A 17836-nucleotide genomic window follows, 5' to 3' on the forward strand; every position below is an offset into this window, starting at 1 on the left:
TAAATAAAAAGCTACTTACTAAAGTAAACAAATGTTTCACTTTAATAAGTAGCTATACTTCTATAACAAAATAGTTATAATGTTAGAACTTCCTTCATTTACAATTTTTTGTAAAGTCTTTTGCATTTTAACTCTTATTTCTTCTGGCATAGTATATAATTTACTTTGTAATTGCTCTTTTACTAAGTCATGAAGTGACTTACCAAACATATTTGATTCCCATAAATCTGCTGGTTGCTCTTCAAATACTTCCATAAGATATTTTATCATCTCTTCACCTTGATTTTGATTTCCAACTATTGGAGAAACCTCTGTAGATATATCTGCTTTTATAATATGAAGTGATGGTGCATTGGCTTTTAACTTGATACCATATTGTTTTCCTTGTTTCATTATTTCTGGTTCTTCTAAACTAAGTTCTTCTAAAGAAGGGGCTACTACTCCATATCCTTTTATCTTAGCATCTATTAAAGCACTTTCTATTTTATCATACTCATTTTTGACTTTAGATAGTCTAGTTATCAGACTAAGCAATTGATAATCTCCTTCAATTTTAAATCCACTCTTTTCTTCAAGGATATTGTAGAATAAATCTTGCTTTGTCTGCAAATCAATGTTTATAACACCTTCTCCTAACTCTACATTATCAACACCTGTATCTTCCAAAAACTCTAACGCTGAAAATCCTTGCATAATCCCTTCTATATCTCTTATTTTACCTATATCTATAATACTTTGTTTTAATGTTGTTATTATGCTACTTTTTATCCAATGATTTCTTTCAAGACCTTCAACCCATTTTGGTAAATTAATTCTTATTTCTGTAAGTGGAAAATCATATAACACAGCTTCCATAACTTCCTCTATATCATCTTCTTCCATTTCAACCACATTCATTGGAAGAACTGGAACTTCATACTTTTCTTCCAATTCATTTCTAAGCATATTTGTTTCCTCACTTTTTGGACTTAACGTATTTAAAACCACTGCAAATGGTTTTTTAAGACTTTTCAATTCCTGTATAACTCTTTCTTCTGGTTCTACATAGCTTTTTCTATCAATGCCAGTAACTGAACCATCTGTCAAGACAACTATTCCTATTGTAGAATGGTCTTTTATAACTTTTTTAGTTCCTATCTCTGCTGCCTTTTCAAATGTCATAGCTTCTTGTGACCAAGGAGTTGATACTAACCTTTGTTTTCCACCTTCCTCATGCCCTAAAGCTCCTTCAACTATGTATCCAACACAATCTACCATTCTTACTTTTAAAGATACTGTGTCTTTTATTTTAATTTCTACACCATCTGCTGGTACAAATTTTGGTTCTACCGTCATGATTGTTTTACCTGAACCACTTTGAGGTATCTCATCTCTTGTTCTATCTTTTTTAAATTCATTGTCTATATTAGGTATAACCAACTTTTCCATAAATTTTCTTATAAAAGTTGATTTTCCTGTTCTTACAGGACCCACTACTCCAATATATATATCCCCCTGAGTCCTTTTGGATATATCTTCGTATATGTTATTATTCATATTATTCCTCCTATACATCTAATCTTATTAAATTATATTTAGAGTTAGGGGTTAATATTCTTAAAATAGAAAAATAAAGACTAGCAATATTAAATTCCCCTACATATAGAAATTAGTAAACTTCAAGCTAAATTAAATTTATTAAAATCTATTGCACTAAAAGACATAATGATAATTATAATAGTTATAAATTGTATATAAAATGATTTATTGCATTATAACATAGACTATGCTACATAAAATTAAAATAGCCCTCTTTATTATAAAGAGGGCTAAAATATATATTTTTTTATGTTATAATTTATATGTCATCACCTAAAACTACTTCTTCCATTTCATGCTTTTTACTTCTCATCATTAGTTCTATTCCAACTTCTTTAGGATTTGAACCTTTCTTTATTACAGAATATATAGCATTAGTTATCGGCATGTCTATATTCAAATTTTCAGCAATATCATGTGCTACTTCAGTAGCAGTTATTCCTTCTACAACCATCTTTACTTCTTTTAAAGTCTCTTCTAAACTCATACCTTGACCTATGAGTATACCAGCTCTTCTATTTCTACTATGCATACTTGTACAGGTAACAATTAAATCTCCTATACCTGAAAGACCCGCAAATGTAGACATACTAGCTCCCATAGCAATTCCAAGTCTGCTCATTTCACTAATACCTCTTGTCATAAGGGCAGCTTTTGCATTATCACCATACCCCAATCCATCACATATCCCAGCTCCAAAGGCTATAATATTTTTTAATGCTCCTCCAAGTTCTACTCCAACTATATCTGGATTTGTATAAACTCTAAGTTTAGGGCTCATAAATAAATCTTGTATCATCTGTGCTACTTTTAAATCTTTAGAAGCTACTACTACTGTAGTAGGAATATCCCTTGCTACTTCTTCAGCATGAGATGGCCCAGATAGTATTACATATGGATTTTGTGGTAATTCTTCTTCACAGACTTGAGACAATCTAAGTCTAGTACCTTTTTCAAGACCTTTTGCTACATTTACAATAATTTGTCCCTCTTTTATAAATGGTTTTATTTTCTGACAAGTACTCCTTACAACCTGTGATGGAACTGCTAGAACTATCACCTTACAATCTTTTATAGTTTTTTCTATATCAGTACTTATAGTTATATTATTTGGAAATAATACTCCTGGTAAATAGTCTGTATTTTCTTTAGTTCTGTTTATTTTTTTAGCTTGTTCTTCTTTTCGAGTCCACATGCTCACATCATTACCTTTTTTTGCAAGACCTAAAGCTAATGCACTTCCCCAGCTTCCAGTACCTAATACACATACTTTCTCCATGTTTAACACCACCTGAGTATAATATATTTACTATTCTTTCTTTTGACCAATTTTTCTCTCTGTCCCATTTAATAATCGCTTTATATTTGCTCTGTGATTATATATTACTGATGCAGTTAAAAACAAAGCTACTATTAAGCCAGCTTTATTTTTTACTATAATCATAAATATTGGTGAACATCCTATTCCTACAACAGAACCTAATGAAACATATTTTGTTATAGATACCACCAATATAAATACTGCTAGACACATTAATGTTATTACTGGATTTACAGCGAGCATTGCACCTAACGAAGTTGCAACACCTTTACCCCCTCTAAATCCTAAAACTGCTGGCCAATTATGACCTGCTACAACACATATAACTGCCAGATATCCAGCTAAAAGAGTATCTATACCAACCAATCTTGCTGTAAGCTCTGATATTAAAACAGCTATCACACCTTTAAGGACATCACCTAAAAATGTCATTGCTCCTGCTTTTTTCCCAAGTGTCCTAAGTACATTTGTCGAACCTGCATTACCTGAACCTTGTGTCCTTATATCAACCCCAGCAATTCGCTTTGCAACTATGTACGAAGTCGATATATTGCCTAAAAGATATGCAACCACAGCAATAATTATATAACTAAATATCTCCACTGAATTTCCCTCCCTTTAGTTATATTTTAGATATTTATTTTTTATTTTTTTGTCTATACTCAAACTTTATGGAAGTTCCTTCAAATCCAAAATTTTCTCTTATCTTATTCTCAAGGTATCTTTGATATGAGAAGTGAGTTAAGTCCTTATCATTTATAAACAGTGTAATTTTAGGAGGTCTAATGTCTGTTTGAGTCCCATAGTAAATTTTTAATCTTCTACCTTTGTCAGATGGTGGTTGGTTTAACATTACAGCTTCTCCAATTACTTCATTTAGTGCTGAAGTTGATATTCTCTTAGAATGTTCATTTGACACATACTCAACTGTATCCAATATCTTATTCATTCTTTGATTAGTCTTTGCAGAAACAAATACTATTGGAGCATACATCATAAATGGAAATTTTTCTTTTATATCTTTTGTGTAATTACTCATAGTCTTATTATCTTTCTCTATTAAGTCCCATTTATTGATTACAAATATACACCCTTTACCTTCATCATGTGCTATACCTGCAACTTTTGTATCTTGTTCTGTTACACCTTCTAGAGCATCTATTACTATCAATACTACATCTGCTCTATCCACTGCACTCATGGCTCTTATTACACTGTATTTTTCTATTGTCTCATATATTTTACTTTTTCTTCTAAGACCTGCTGTATCTATCAGAAGAAATTTCTGTCCATTTTTTTCAAAATAAGTATCAATTGCGTCCCTAGTAGTTCCTGCAATTGGACTTACAATTACTCTTTCTTCTCCAAGTATCTTATTAAGTATAGAACTTTTTCCTGCATTTGGTTTACCTGTTATAGCTACTCTTATTATATCTTCTTCATACTCTGTATCTAATCCTGCTGGAAAATTTTCAACTATCTCATCTAATAAATCTCCAAATCCCATACTATTAGCTCCTGAAACTGCAAAAGGAGTTCCAAATCCCAATTCATAAAAATCGTATATATTATCAAACTGACTCTGACTATCAATCTTATTAACTACTAAGATTACTGGTTTTTTTGTCTTTCTAAGCAATTGTGCAATTTCTTTATCAGCAGCTGTTATTCCAGCCTTACCATCAACTATAAAAAGTATTACATGTGACATGTCCATTGCAAGCATTGCTTGATTTCTCATTTGAGATAATATTATATCTTCGCTATCAGGTTCAATTCCTCCTGTATCCACTAATGTAAAATACTTATCTAACCACTCTACTTCAGCAAATATTCTATCTCTTGTAACTCCAGGTGTATTTTCAACTATTGATATCCTTTTTCCTGCAAATTTATTAAATATTGTAGACTTACCAACGTTTGGTCTCCCAACTACAGCTACAACTGGCCTGCTTATACTCATTTTGTTTCTCCTTCCATCTTTTGTTTTCTATTTTAAAATTTTATCCACAAAGTCTTTTCCTTCATTCAAACATGGGATAATTTTTATTTTCATAAGTTCTTCTAACTGATTTAGTTCAATATTATCTAAAAAAATTTCTTCATCTGCTTTTAGCATACTTCTTGTTATATAAAGAGCTTCTCCTAATTCTTTATTTTCAAGCTGCTCTTTTAAATCTTTAGCTGTTAAAAGCCCTGATACAGTTATTGTCTCGCCAAAAAATTTATTTTTAATTTCATATACATTTATTTGAAGATTTTTAAACTTGACCATCATAGCATCTGCCATACTTTGTATGAATTCATATGCAGAATGACCAGTAGCTATTGATACTTTCTTTTCTCTTTTAAGCATATTTTCTGGTAACGTATTTAAATATTCTTCAATTTCTGTTTTTAATTTACGTATCATTCCAACACCATCTTCAAACTGTAAAAACCCTTCATATTCTTCATATTTAGGTAATTCTATTTTAGATAATATATAAAATTCATCTGATAAAAAGGCAAATCGAGTTCCTATTTCATTAAGATATTTTTTTTGCATTTTGTGTATCTGTTCTATAGTTCTACTTGCACCTTTACTATCAAATATGTCTAAGTTTGCTAAATTTTCTCTGTGTTTTGTAATTCCAACTGGTACTATCGCAACACTGTTTACATATGGATAAAGTTGAGCTAGTTCTTTTATTGTTCTATCCAATTCCTTTCCATCATTTATACCTGGACATAAAACAATTTGACAGTTCATTTCTATATGAGCATCTGCCAATCTCTCCATTATACCATATAATTTTCCTGCAAATTTATTGCTTATCATTTTTTGTCTTAATTCTGGATTAGTTGTATGCACAGATATATTTATAGGACTTATTCTATATTTAATGATATTATTTATATCTTCTTCACTCATATTTGTAAGTGTAACAAAATTTCCTTGTAAAAAAGATAACCTTGAATCATCATCTTTAAAATAAAGAGTTTCTCTCATACCTTCTGGCAATTGGTCTATAAAACAAAACATACACTTATTTCTACAGCTTTTAGCTTGGTCAATTATTGGATTTGTAAATTCAACACCCAAATCTTCATCATAGTCTTTTTCTATCTCGTATATGTATACTTCGCCATCTTTTTTTTGTATTTCTACTTCTAAATATTCATCACTTAGTAAGAATCTATACTCTATTATATCATGTATTGGCTGTTCATTCACAGATATAAGTAAATCTCCTACTTCTATACCTATTTCTTCTGCAATACTATCTTTGTAAACCTTACTTATAATATTATTTATTTTTTTTACATTTACTTCCAATATTTTCACCACTCTTTTATATTCACCAAGGCTTATTATAATATATTTTCATATACAATTTGTTAATTTATTATATTTTATAATAGCATTTTTAAACATTTCATGTCATAATAACACATTTTAATTCTAATAGTCAATATGAGTAAATAGCTATAAAATAGATTAAAACAAATAATATTCAAATCTTTAAGAGACTTAAATTTGAATATTATTTGTTATTAAAAAAAATTATAATTTTAATGTTTTACTATGATTAACGTTCCATTTGTCATATCATGAACCATTCCACCTACACACTTTGACATCAACAATGCCTTATTTTGTAAATCTTTCTCATCATTTGCATAAAATATTGGACAACCTCCACCATTTTTCATATTCTTATCCAGTGTAACTATAGCTAGGGTATATTCATTTAAACCTATATCCATTCCCATCTTATGCACTTCCTTTCTTTCCTATTTTATAATTTTTTAGTGATAAGTTTTTTCCTTTAGAACTTGAAAGTATTGGACACGACTTTACAGCTTCCATTACTTTTTCTACATTCTTATCTACTGGTAAATAAGCAATCATTATACTTTCATCATTTTTATTCCTTCTAGGCAATGGTACGAATGAAGGTTCTCCATAATCTCCATATAAACCTAACCTTGAATATATATTGTATACTATCGCTTGTCTTTGACCTGAGTCAAACAATATTCCTGCATTAGCATAATCTTTATTTTTAGGAATTATTTTTATTCCTACACCTCTATTAATATATACTTCTCTATCACTTTTTAGACCTATATTTGTTATCCCTTTTAAATCTCCTACTTTCAATATAGACTCATCTACAAAACTAATCTCAGCAGGAATTACATCAGCTATGTCTCCAATACTTTTTCTAGTAAGGAGTTTTTTTAGTATAAAAGCTAATAATAATCCACAAATTGAACTTATTATTAGGCTCATACCTTCACTTATATTCGTTTCTGCAAGTATTACATAATACAATCCTATTGTTAAAAAGGATGTAACTATACACATATAATTTCTTACTTCGTAAGTTCTAGCTATCTCTTCTATGAATGCAGCTCCTCTTTTTACAAGTTGAACTTCCTCTAAATTTTGCAATGTATTTCTTCTATTTGCTCTCACTTGTCTAAATTGTTCTGCTGCTAGGGATAAAAATGTTATAGATGTATAAGAACGATTTATAAGAGCTGGAACCAATAATGCTCCTAGTGAAGAAGCGACGAATGCTAATATAAGTTGAGACAGTAAAACATTTGGTTGCGTTGGATACTGTTTTTGGTCTAAATTCAACATTATAACTCTAGATGTTATACCAATAATAACAGCAACAAAAAATACTCTATCCATTAAATCCCTCCTAAAATATTTAATCTAAAATATTACATTTAAATCTATAAAGTTTTTCTAGAAAAATCACTCTGTTTTCCTTTTGATGTTTCTATAATAGGCGTACTTTTCACTACATCTATCATGACATCTATATCTTTGAGTATTGGCATATATGGTATAACCACAGTACTTTTTTTTAAGTTAGTCTTAGATATAGCAACAATATCAACCTCATCTACATCTCTATCTATACCCATATGAATAAATAGATTATGTATTATAGCTTGTCTTTGCCCTATATCATTTACTATTCCAAATGCACCTAAATCTCTTGGTATAACTTCTACAGCCAGACATTCATTTCTATATTTTTCTCTTGTACTTTCTAGACCTATATTCGTTATTATTACATCATTTACCATTAAAATAGGTCCTTCAAAACTTATTTTCGCAGGAACTATATCCGCTATATCTGCTATACTGTTTCTTCTTAAAAATCTTCTAAAAATTAAACCAACAATAGACCCTGACACAATAGCTAATACTGTACAATAAAAAAAGCTAAGGTTATACTTTCTTGCAAAAACAATATAAACTATAGAAGATACTAATGCAGAAAAGAGACTTATATAACTTCTAGATTCATACGTAGATGCTATTTCTTCGACGTAAGCATCTCCCTTTGGTACTAATTCTTCATTGTCAATATTTTTTAATGTTATTCTCTCCTGCTCTGCAAGACCTTGAAACTGTTGTATTGCTACTGCAAAAAATGTCAATGCTGCAAACTCCTTGTCTATAAGTGCAGGCAATGCTATAGCACCTAATGAAGCTGAAAGCCCAGATATAATTATCTGTTCTAAATAATCTTGTGGTCTTGATGGGTATTGTTTGTCTGTAACTCTTAAAACTAATCCTCTACATAATATTCCTACAACTAGTGCAACTATAAAAGAGTGTCTAAATAAATTTGCATTCAATAAACTTTCTTCCATTTTCTCAGCTCCTTCTCTTATATAGTTTGTGCAAAAAACAAAAAAAATTCCCTTCTATTTAAGGAAATTTTTTTGTAATATTGTAACTATGAATTCGCTACCAATACCAAGTTCACTTTTTACTTTTATACATCCATTTAGCGATTTAACTATATGCTTAGTTATAGCCAATCCTAAACCCGTTCCTCCTACATCTCTACTTCTTGCTTTATCTACTCTATAAAATCGTTCAAATATGCGTTCTACATCTTCTTTTGGTATCCCTACACCATTATCTATAACTTTGATTACTATTTTTTCTTCATCTTTTAAAACTACAACTTGTACAATCCCATTATCCTGAGTATATTTTATAGCATTATCAACTAGGTTTAAAAATACTTGTTTTATATAATCCTTATTAGATAATATACTTATTGACTTATCATCACATTTGTATAAAATTTCTATATTTTTTTCACTAGCTGAATGTTGAGTTATTTCATATACCTCTTTAAATACATCATATACTACAACATTTTCCATAAGAAGAGTATCTTTATTTTCCACAAATGATAATAATAATATATCATCAATCAATCTTTTTAATCTATCTGATTCACTTTCTATTATTTCTAAGAATCTATTTCTAGTATTCACATCTATATTTTCATTTGACTTTAGTGTTTCAACAAATCCACTTATAGATGTAAGTGGTGTTTTAAGTTCATGACTTACATTTGCAACAAAATCACTTCTCATATTTTCAAGCTTAACTTTTTTAGTAATATCTTCTATATTTACTATCGAACCTATTATTACATTGTTGGTATTTTGAAGATAAACTGGGTCTACTTTTATTTTGTATACTATATCATCTTTAGTAGTAATATTGGCAGTTTCATTATCTTTAGAACCAATAAATCGAAGTATCTGTCTTAATATTTCTTCTTCTTTTATTACAACATTGATATTGTGACCTTCAACCAGTTGATTTGGTTCACTTTTTATCATTTCTTTTGCTTCATCATTTATCAGAAGTATATTTCCATTCACATCTATAGCCAGAATTCCATGAGATATACTCTTTAATATAGACCTTAACTGTAAATGCTTATACTGTACTTCTTCTAATGTTTTATCCATATTCTTTATCATATGGTTAAAATTTCTAGCTAATTCTCCAAGCTCTCCTTTGGCTGATATATTAAGCCTAGCATGGTATTCATTATTACTTACTTTTTTTGAGACATATATAAATTCTTTTAAATATTTTCTTAATGTTATTGTGTATCTTACAGCTAATATCACAATAACTATAGACAACATAACAATAAAAAAATATATACTGTTTAACTCTTCCACAAGATAACACTCCTAAAATATAACCTTTTTAATCTATTTTGTATCCTACACCTCTTATAGTCTCTATATATTTTTCTGATTTATCTTCATCTTCTATTTTTTTTCTTAAATATCTTATATGAACATCTACTGTTCTAGTTTCTCCATAGTATTCATATCCCCATATTTTATCTAAAAGATAATTTCTTGAAAGTACTTTTCCTTTATTTTGAATTAATAATTTTAACAACTCAAATTCCTTAAGTGTTAACTCTATCTTTTCAGAACCTTTAGTGACTTCATGCTTTGATAAATCTAGTTTTAAATTACCTGTAGTAAGTATATTATTTTCTTCACCTAAGCTAGTCAAGTTATATCTTCTTAAAACAGAACTAATCCTAGCTAACAACTCTTTTATACTAAATGGCTTAGTTATATAGTCATCAGCACCTATTTCAAGCCCTTCAACCTTGTCATTTTCCATATTCTTAGCAGTAAGCATTATAACAGGAATATTTTTTAAGTCTTTATCACTTCTTATTTTTCTCAAAACTTCTATTCCACTTATATTTGGTAGCATCCAATCTAAAAGTATTAAATCTGGTTTAATTTCCTTAGCTTTTACAAATCCATCAAACCCATCATATGAATAACTAACTTCATAATTTGACACCTCCAAATTGAATTTTAATAGCTCAACTATATGCATTTCATCGTCTATAACAAGCACTTTAGTATTCATTAAAAAGCTCCTCTCTATTTTATCTGTAGTACCGTTCCTATTCGTTCTGATGCCTTATTATGTTTTCTATAAGAGTGGAATTCATCTTCTTTACAACTAGTGCATAAATTTAAATTTATTATATTCTCTTTTTTAACTCCACTACATCTCAGCATATACTCATTAATTTTCCATAAATCTAAATAGTAACTTCCCTCTTTTATTATATAGAACTTTTCATCATTATTTGTAAGAATTGTGTTAAATTTTTCTACCAAATCCTCAGATACTTCATAACAACAAGGCCCAATTGATGGCCCAATTATACATACTAAGTCTTCAGGAGCTGTTTTATAACATTCAGACATTAATTGTATTGTTTTATGACCTATATTACTAAAAGTACCTCTCCAGCCTGCATGAGCCAGTCCTATGGCTTTATTTTTAGCATCTATGATTGAGATAGGTACACAATCTGCAGTAAATAGTAAAAGGGGTACTTTCTCTAAGTTTGTTATAAGTGCATCTCCATCTATTCTTTTCCCTATAGTATCTTCATTAACTACGTTAACTATATCTGAATGTATTTGAGAATTACTAGTTAAATTTTCAAATGTCAAATCACATTCTTTACATACTTTTAACATGTCTTCTTTATTTTTTGCATCTATATTCTTACATGTTATAACTAGATTTATAGAATCTAATTTTTCATCAAGTTCTTTACAATTACCATCTAAATTAACATACTCTTTAATATCTTGTACATTTTTTATATTTATATAATCTTTCATCATTTGTCTCCTTTTTCTATCAATATACTTTTAAGCTCATTTACAAAAGTATTTATATCTTTAAACTGTCTATACACAGAAGCAAATCTCACATAGGCAACTTCATCTAAATCTTTCAACTTATCCATTACCATCTCACCAATTTTTTTAGTTTCAATTTCTTCTATAAAACATTTATTTATTTCATTTTCAATATGTACAACAATACTTTCAATCTCTTCAATAGATACAGGTCTTTTTTCACATGCTTTTAATAACCCATATTTTATCTTTTCTCTATCAAAATATTCTCTATTATTATCTTTTTTAATAACCATTAAAGGAGTTGTTTCTATTTTCTCATATGTGGTGAATCTCTTTTTACACGATTCACATTCACGTCTTCTTCTGATAGATTTTAAATCTGTATGTCTAGAATCTATTACCTTTGATTCTTTATAATTACAATAAGGACATTGCATCTATATTCCTCCTTTGTTTAACTATATCTCAAACTCATCTAAGCTTAATTCTGAACCTATATTTACTATTATTGTATCACAACCTATTTTAAGTATATCATTCCAAAATATAACTTCTTCATCCCCTCCTCTTGAAAAAAAACTTCTACTTCCATCTCCAAAAATGGTAAATGAGACTACTTTCCCTTCATGAATATCCATATCTATGTCTATTATAAATCCCATCCTTTTTCCATTTTTTACATTTATAATTTCTTTTTCCATTATATCAGAAACTCTAATCATATTATACTCACCCTTTCTTTAAAAATAAATATGTATCGAAGTAAAAAAAAATGACCTATATAGGTCATTTAAATTAAAATAATGTTTACAGTCCATGGATTACTTATACATATTTTCTCATATTTTTTAAAGCATTCTTTTCAATTCTTGATACTTGTGCTTGAGATATACCGATTTCATCAGCAACTTCTATCTGAGTTCTTCCTTTGTAAAACCTTAAATCTAATACCAACTTCTCTCTACTATTTAATTTCTTAATAGCTTCTTTAAGTGATATTTCTTGCAACCAATTTTCATCAGTATCTTTTTTATCTTGAACCTGATCCATAACGAATATTGCATCTCCATTGTCTTGATATACTGGATCAAATAGAGATATTGGGTCTTGTATGGCATCAAGTGCCATTACAACTGACTCTACCTCTAATTCTAATTCTTTTGCTATTTCTGATACTGTAGGTTCTTTAGAATTTGTTCTAATTAATCTTTCTCTAACTTGTAGCGCCTTATATGCTATATCTTTTAATGATCTGCTTACTCTAATTGGATTATTGTCTCTTAAATATCTTCTAATTTCTCCTATAATCATAGGAACAGCATAAGTTGAAAACCTTACATTTTGACTTAAATCAAAATTATCTATAGCTTTTATAAGACCAATACAACCTATTTGAAATAAATCGTCTATATTTTCTCCTCTGTTGTTAAACTTTTTTATTACACTCAAGACTAATCTTAAATTTCCTCTTACAAACTGTTGTCTGGCTTCTTCATCACCATTTTTTATTTGTAATAAAAGTTCCTTCATTTGCTTATTTTTAAGAACTGGAAGTTCAGATGTATTAACACCACATATTTCAACCTTATTAACTTGCATACATTTTCAGTCCTCTCTCAAAAGTATTCATCTATTGAAATTATTTACATTTCCAATTTTTTTATACTTTTTAAGAAGAATTAATTTAACATTATACAAATTTTTTCATTTCTTTTTGTAATCTTGAAATTATTTTCTTTTCAAGTCTAGATATGTAGGACTGAGATATTCCAAGCATTCCAGCAACTTCTTTTTGTGTTTTTTCAATACCTTTATCTATAAGACCAAATCTTAATTCCATAATTTGCTTTTCTCTGTCACTTAATCTGTCAAGTGCCATAACCAATAAATCTCTGTCTATTTCTTCTTCAATTATTTTGTATATTTCATCATTTTCTGTACCCAAAACATCAGATAATAAAAGTTCATTTCCATCTAAATCTATATTTAAAGGTTCATCAAATGATACTTCGGTCTTCTTTTTATTATTTTTTCTTAAGTACATTAATATTTCATTTTCTATACATCTTGAAGCATAAGTTGCCAATTTTATGTTTTTATTCAGTTTAAAAGTATTAACTGCTTTTATCAAACCTATAGTTCCTATTGAAATCAAATCTTCTACATCTATACCTGTATTTTCAAATTTTCTTGATATGTAGACCACTAATCTAAGATTTCTTTCTATTAAAATCGACTTTACACTTTCATCTGTTTCTAGTTTTTGTAAAAGCTCCATTTCTTCTTCTGGTTTTAATGGAGGAGGAAGTATATTTGCCCCTCCCATATAATATATTCCCTTTGGCTTTATTATTTTTAATTTAATACCTAACATAGTAATAAAGCTTATAATTCTTTCTTTCAATCGTAACATTCCTTGTCCCCCTTAAATTTTTACCTAAAATCCAGGCAATATATTTGGATTCATTATTGCTCCATACTCTCTATCATTAAAATTTGAAATACCGAGTATTATATTTCCTATCTTTTGTTCATCTACTTCTATATAGTCAGCTTTTAAGCCTATTATTATGCTTGTCTTATTACTTCCAGCATGTTTATAAGGTATTATTCTAACTCTACCTGAAGTCTTATCATCTAAACTTCCTATAATTTCTTGTGCTTTTTTCATATCTATATCTTCATAATTAATATTTAATAGTTTTTCTGGAATAAATCCTTCTAACACACTTGACTTAACTATTATTACATCACTTTGACTTATTGGGTCTTTTAATAAATTTCCACTATCTACTAAAGCTGTACAGCAAAAACTTTTTTCCAGTAAGTTTATATTTATAGTCTTTGTAAGCTCCTTAATGTATTTAAGCATCTTCAAATCTTTATAAATGTATTTTAATAATTCGCAACTTACATAAGTACATGCAATTAAGAAAGATATTTTTAAATGACTTATTCCTGTAAAATAAATTATAAAATAAGTGCTTCCAGAAATAAAAATGTTTACTAGGTAAAAAACTAATGCTACATGAACATAATCTTTTTTGCTCTTACTTCTAAATGAAATTAAAGTTATTATACTCATGATTATTATTTTAAACGGCACAGTAAATAGTATATTCATTGATGGATACAAATAAGCAACAGAATAGGCACCTCCTAAACTAGCCCCCAACAACTTATTTTTTTTAGGATTATATTTTTTAGTAAGAATAGAAGTACAACTTATAATAATATAATTTATTACTAGGTTTTCTATAACATAGTACTCAATATACACCATGTATCCCCCCTTAAAACCTTTAAACATATTATAAGATAGTATGTACAAAATTTTATGTCACTTTTGATGGTCGAATCCAAAACAAATTCTATTTAAAAAGAACAATGATATATGTCTTATACTTTATGTCGCCAAAAGATATATTTTTAATATTAAACAAATAGACTTTTTTGTAGAATCCAATATATCTAGGTAGAAGTTATTCGTTCTATTTTTGGTATATTTCCATAAAAAAAGACCACACAATTTAATGATATATCAAGTAAATCTTTTACTTGTATAAAATCAAATTACATGGTCCATAAATTCAAATACAAACTTAAATTATTCTGCTAATAATCCATTTGCATATTTTGCAGATTCATCTAATGCTTGTTTTGGAGTTATATCTCCAGCTATCATCATTTGAAGTTGTTTCCATAAATATTCATATATCTCTACTCCATGAGGTCCAACTGTCAATGGTCTATACATATCCTTATCTCTTGTCACCATTTCTTCAAATCTTGGGTCTCCTTGGTATTTTTCACCTTTAGCAACTGGAGCTCTAGGTACTTCTTTATGGAAAGCTTCCATTGATTCTTTGCTTAACATATATTCAAGAAGTTTAAATCCAAGTTCTTTGTTTTTACATGCTGACATTAATGTTAAATCATCTACTGAAGCAAAACTACCAACTGTCTTATCTTCTAATGATGTTACATATCCCCAGTTTAAATCTGGGAATGATTTATCAAAGGTACTTGTAGCAGCAGAAGACAGCATTATAGTAAATGCAGCTTTTCCTGGCCCAAATACACTTTCAATCATTTCATTACTATCTTTTGATAAAGCATCTTCTGGAATATATTTTTTCATATCATTTATAAAGTTTGCAGCTTTTAAACCTTCTTCATTATTAAACTTAACTGATTTTAAATCATCATTATATATATCTCCACCAGCTTGCCATAAATACGGATACCAGTTCCAGTTTAAGCTTCCAAATACTTTAGAACCCCAACCTTGTGCAAGACCCCATTGGTCGATTTTTCCATCTCCATCAGTATCTTTTGTTGCTTTTTCACATATTCTTTTAAAATCATCCCATGTTTTTGGAGGTTTCTCTCCTAATTTTTCTAGTATATCTTTATTGTAGTACAATACACCTGGATTAGCAGCTTCTATAGGTAAACCATAAATACCACCCATCATTTTTGCATCATCTAAGTATAGATAATTATCTGAAGTTCCTGATTTCTCTAGATAAGGTGTCAAATCTTCTACTGCACCCATTTCTATAAATTGAGGGAACATCTCTGCATACATGTACCCTATATCTGGACCTTCACCTGCACTTATTGCAGTTGCATATTTTTCTGCGTAGTTATCCCATGGTACTATTTGGAATTCAATTTCACAGTTGTTTTCCTTTTCAAATTTTTCAAATATTGGCTTCCATGCGTCTTCATCATGGTCTGTTAATGGTGCAGACCACACAACTAATTTTTCTTTACTATCTTTACCTTTAGAATCTTCTTTTTTTGAACATCCGGCAAGAATTGATACTGATAGAATACCTATCATAACTAAAGAAATAACTTTTTTTAGTTTAATCATGCTTAATCCCCTTTCAGACTTTAATTTGTCTTTTTCCTCAAATATTTACAATTTAATTCAGATTTAATATTAGCAAATAAAACTACCGTTGTCTAATAACAAAAAACTATAATAGCTCCTATAACTATATTTTTTTTCTATCTATATTAAATTTTATTTATATACTAAAAAATTTATTTATTATATATCATCAATATTTAAAGTATATTTTAAAATCTAACTATTTAAATTGGACAAAATAAAAAGAAGTCTATTGACTTCTTTATAAGCTTACATATTATCTTCTTCTTCTTAGGAATGTAGGTATCTCCATGCTCTCATCATCATCTTCTTCAATTATACTTGCCTTTTTAGGAGGCTCTATTTTTTCCTCAACGATGGCTTCTTCTTCAATTTCTTTTACAGCTTGCTTTACTGTTGTATTTAATGAAGAACGTATGCTTGATTTAGGCTTAGTATCTAAATCTAAAGAACCATTTTGTAATCCTTCAAATCCTGTTGCGATTACTGTAATCATTATTTCATCACCTAAATCTTCTTTTATAGAAGCTCCAAATATAACATTTGCCTCTGGGTCACAAGATTCCATAACTAAAGTAGATGCCTCATTAACTTCAAATAATCCTAAGTTAGGACCACCTGTAACATTAAGAAGAACTCCTTTAGCACCCTGTATTGATGTTTCTAGAAGCGGAGATTGAATAGCTTGTCTTGCAGCATCTATTGCTCTAGTTTCACCACTGGCACTACCTATACCCATATGAGCAAGACCCTTGTCTTTCATTATAGTAGTAACATCTGCGAAGTCCAAGTTTATTAACCCTTCAACTGCTATAAGGTCAGAAATTGATTGTATACCTTGTTTTAATACATCATCTGCAACTGCAAAAGCATCTAACATTGAAGTATTTTTTTGTACTATTTGTAAAAGTCTATCATTTGGTATTGTTATAAGAGTATCTACTTTTGATTTAAGTTCTGCTATTCCACCTTCAGCATTCTTCATTCTTATTTTACCTTCAAATGCAAAAGGTTTTGTAACTACACCTACTGTAAGTATACCCATTTCTTTTGCCAAGCCTGCAACTACTGGAGCAGCTCCTGTACCAGTACCACCGCCCATTCCAGCTGTAACAAAAACCATATCAGCTCCTTGAAGTAACTTTACTATTTCATCTTTACTCTCCTCAGCAGCTCTTTTTCCTACCTCTGGATTTGCTCCTGCTCCAAGTCCTCTAGTTAATTTTTCTCCTATTTGAACTTTATATTCAGCTTTTGATGTATATAAAGCTTGTTTATCTGTATTTACTGATATAAATTCAACGCCTTTTAGTTGAGCTTCTACCATTCTATTGACAGCATTGTTTCCACCGCCACCTACACCTATTACTTTAATTTGTGCACATTCTTCTAATTCTACGTCAAAGTTTAGCATCATAAACCCCCTTCTCTCATGATTCAAAGTTATCGTATGTATTAATTATATCATTTTCTTCTTTTATTTTGTTAACCTTTAAGTAACATAT

General features: G+C 29.1%; 18 protein-coding genes. All 18 read right to left on the reverse strand.

Annotation, left to right across the window (positions count from 1 at the left end):
- Positions 1-60 precede the first annotated feature (60 nt).
- Complete coding sequence (gene spoIVA / locus KGF39_RS03025; protein ID WP_227821142.1) at positions 61-1536, reverse strand: stage IV sporulation protein A; 1476 nt, start codon at positions 1534-1536, stop codon at positions 61-63.
- Between the two features lie 301 nt (positions 1537-1837).
- Positions 1838-2857 (reverse strand): NAD(P)H-dependent glycerol-3-phosphate dehydrogenase, encoded by a 1020-nt coding sequence (locus KGF39_RS03030; protein ID WP_227821143.1) that lies wholly within the window; start codon positions 2855-2857, stop codon positions 1838-1840.
- Positions 2858-2887: 30 nt separating this feature from the next.
- Positions 2888-3502, reverse strand: coding sequence for a glycerol-3-phosphate 1-O-acyltransferase PlsY (gene plsY, locus KGF39_RS03035; protein ID WP_227821144.1), 615 nt, complete (start codon positions 3500-3502; stop codon positions 2888-2890).
- Between the two features lie 34 nt (positions 3503-3536).
- Positions 3537-4862: a ribosome biogenesis GTPase Der gene (der, locus tag KGF39_RS03040; RefSeq protein WP_003426959.1), complete on the reverse strand. Its 1326-nt coding sequence runs from the start codon at positions 4860-4862 to the stop codon at positions 3537-3539.
- A 27-nt stretch (positions 4863-4889) separates the two neighbouring features.
- Positions 4890-6218, reverse strand: a complete 1329-nt coding sequence (locus tag KGF39_RS03045; RefSeq protein WP_227821145.1) for a DUF512 domain-containing protein — start codon at positions 6216-6218, stop codon at positions 4890-4892.
- Between the two features lie 236 nt (positions 6219-6454).
- The gene (locus KGF39_RS03050) at positions 6455-6655 is read right to left on the reverse strand and encodes a capping complex subunit for YIEGIA (protein WP_004454951.1); all 201 of its coding nucleotides are present in this window, start codon (positions 6653-6655) and stop codon (positions 6455-6457) included.
- A gap of 1 nt (position 6656) precedes the next feature.
- Positions 6657-7589, reverse strand: coding sequence for a YIEGIA family protein (locus tag KGF39_RS03055; protein WP_227821146.1), 933 nt, complete (start codon positions 7587-7589; stop codon positions 6657-6659).
- A gap of 44 nt (positions 7590-7633) precedes the next feature.
- Positions 7634-8566, reverse strand: a complete 933-nt coding sequence (locus tag KGF39_RS03060) for a YIEGIA family protein (protein WP_227821147.1) — start codon at positions 8564-8566, stop codon at positions 7634-7636.
- A 54-nt stretch (positions 8567-8620) separates the two neighbouring features.
- The gene (locus tag KGF39_RS03065) at positions 8621-9910 is read right to left on the reverse strand and encodes a HAMP domain-containing sensor histidine kinase (protein WP_227821148.1); all 1290 of its coding nucleotides are present in this window, start codon (positions 9908-9910) and stop codon (positions 8621-8623) included.
- Positions 9911-9938: 28 nt separating this feature from the next.
- On the reverse strand, positions 9939-10631 hold the full coding sequence (locus KGF39_RS03070; protein WP_227821149.1) for a response regulator transcription factor: 693 nt from the start codon (positions 10629-10631) through the stop codon (positions 9939-9941).
- A 14-nt stretch (positions 10632-10645) separates the two neighbouring features.
- Positions 10646-11407 (reverse strand): peptidoglycan editing factor PgeF, encoded by a 762-nt coding sequence (gene pgeF, locus KGF39_RS03075; protein ID WP_306800914.1) that lies wholly within the window; start codon positions 11405-11407, stop codon positions 10646-10648.
- A complete protein-coding gene (nrdR, locus tag KGF39_RS03080) occupies positions 11404-11865 on the reverse strand; it encodes a transcriptional regulator NrdR (RefSeq protein ID WP_227821151.1) in 462 nt (153 codons plus the stop codon). The genes pgeF and nrdR overlap by 4 nt, the downstream gene beginning before the upstream one ends.
- A 21-nt stretch (positions 11866-11886) precedes the next feature.
- Positions 11887-12150, reverse strand: a complete 264-nt coding sequence (locus KGF39_RS03085) for a YlmC/YmxH family sporulation protein (protein WP_003416105.1) — start codon at positions 12148-12150, stop codon at positions 11887-11889.
- Positions 12151-12253: 103 nt separating this feature from the next.
- Complete coding sequence (gene sigG, locus KGF39_RS03090) at positions 12254-13027, reverse strand: RNA polymerase sporulation sigma factor SigG (RefSeq protein ID WP_003416101.1); 774 nt, start codon at positions 13025-13027, stop codon at positions 12254-12256.
- A gap of 91 nt (positions 13028-13118) precedes the next feature.
- Positions 13119-13841, reverse strand: a complete 723-nt coding sequence (gene sigE, locus KGF39_RS03095) for an RNA polymerase sporulation sigma factor SigE (RefSeq protein ID WP_003416098.1) — start codon at positions 13839-13841, stop codon at positions 13119-13121.
- Between the two features lie 24 nt (positions 13842-13865).
- Positions 13866-14711 (reverse strand): sigma-E processing peptidase SpoIIGA, encoded by an 846-nt coding sequence (locus KGF39_RS03100; protein ID WP_079740138.1) that lies wholly within the window; start codon positions 14709-14711, stop codon positions 13866-13868.
- A gap of 324 nt (positions 14712-15035) precedes the next feature.
- Positions 15036-16310: an ABC transporter substrate-binding protein gene (locus KGF39_RS03105; protein ID WP_227821152.1), complete on the reverse strand. Its 1275-nt coding sequence runs from the start codon at positions 16308-16310 to the stop codon at positions 15036-15038.
- A 277-nt stretch (positions 16311-16587) separates the two neighbouring features.
- Positions 16588-17745, reverse strand: a complete 1158-nt coding sequence (ftsZ, locus tag KGF39_RS03110) for a cell division protein FtsZ (RefSeq protein WP_054274623.1) — start codon at positions 17743-17745, stop codon at positions 16588-16590.
- Positions 17746-17836 lie beyond the last annotated feature (91 nt).

Source organism: Clostridioides sp. ZZV14-6345, from assembly GCF_020657775.1.
GTDB lineage: Bacteria > Bacillota > Clostridia > Peptostreptococcales > Peptostreptococcaceae > Clostridioides > Clostridioides difficile_D.

Bases quoted from the DNA above. Each gene is read 5' to 3' on its own strand.
- spoIVA (WP_227821142.1), bottom strand. From the start codon at position 1,536: ATGAATAATAACATATACGAAGATATATCCAAAAGGACTCAGGGGGAT.
- KGF39_RS03030 (WP_227821143.1), bottom strand. From the start codon at position 2,857: ATGGAGAAAGTATGTGTATTAGGTACTGGAAGCTGGGGAAGTGCATTA.
- der (WP_003426959.1), bottom strand. From the start codon at position 4,862: ATGAGTATAAGCAGGCCAGTTGTAGCTGTAGTTGGGAGACCAAACGTT.
- KGF39_RS03050 (WP_004454951.1), bottom strand. From the start codon at position 6,655: ATGGGAATGGATATAGGTTTAAATGAATATACCCTAGCTATAGTTACA.
- KGF39_RS03055 (WP_227821146.1), bottom strand. From the start codon at position 7,589: ATGGATAGAGTATTTTTTGTTGCTGTTATTATTGGTATAACATCTAGA.
- KGF39_RS03060 (WP_227821147.1), bottom strand. From the start codon at position 8,566: ATGGAAGAAAGTTTATTGAATGCAAATTTATTTAGACACTCTTTTATA.
- KGF39_RS03070 (WP_227821149.1), bottom strand. From the start codon at position 10,631: ATGAATACTAAAGTGCTTGTTATAGACGATGAAATGCATATAGTTGAG.
- pgeF (WP_306800914.1), bottom strand. From the start codon at position 11,407: ATGATGAAAGATTATATAAATATAAAAAATGTACAAGATATTAAAGAG.
- nrdR (WP_227821151.1), bottom strand. From the start codon at position 11,865: ATGCAATGTCCTTATTGTAATTATAAAGAATCAAAGGTAATAGATTCT.
- KGF39_RS03085 (WP_003416105.1), bottom strand. From the start codon at position 12,150: ATGATTAGAGTTTCTGATATAATGGAAAAAGAAATTATAAATGTAAAA.
- sigG (WP_003416101.1), bottom strand. From the start codon at position 13,027: ATGCAAGTTAATAAGGTTGAAATATGTGGTGTTAATACATCTGAACTT.
- sigE (WP_003416098.1), bottom strand. From the start codon at position 13,841: ATGTTACGATTGAAAGAAAGAATTATAAGCTTTATTACTATGTTAGGT.
- KGF39_RS03100 (WP_079740138.1), bottom strand. From the start codon at position 14,711: ATGGTGTATATTGAGTACTATGTTATAGAAAACCTAGTAATAAATTAT.
- KGF39_RS03105 (WP_227821152.1), bottom strand. From the start codon at position 16,310: ATGATTAAACTAAAAAAAGTTATTTCTTTAGTTATGATAGGTATTCTA.
- ftsZ (WP_054274623.1), bottom strand. From the start codon at position 17,745: ATGCTAAACTTTGACGTAGAATTAGAAGAATGTGCACAAATTAAAGTA.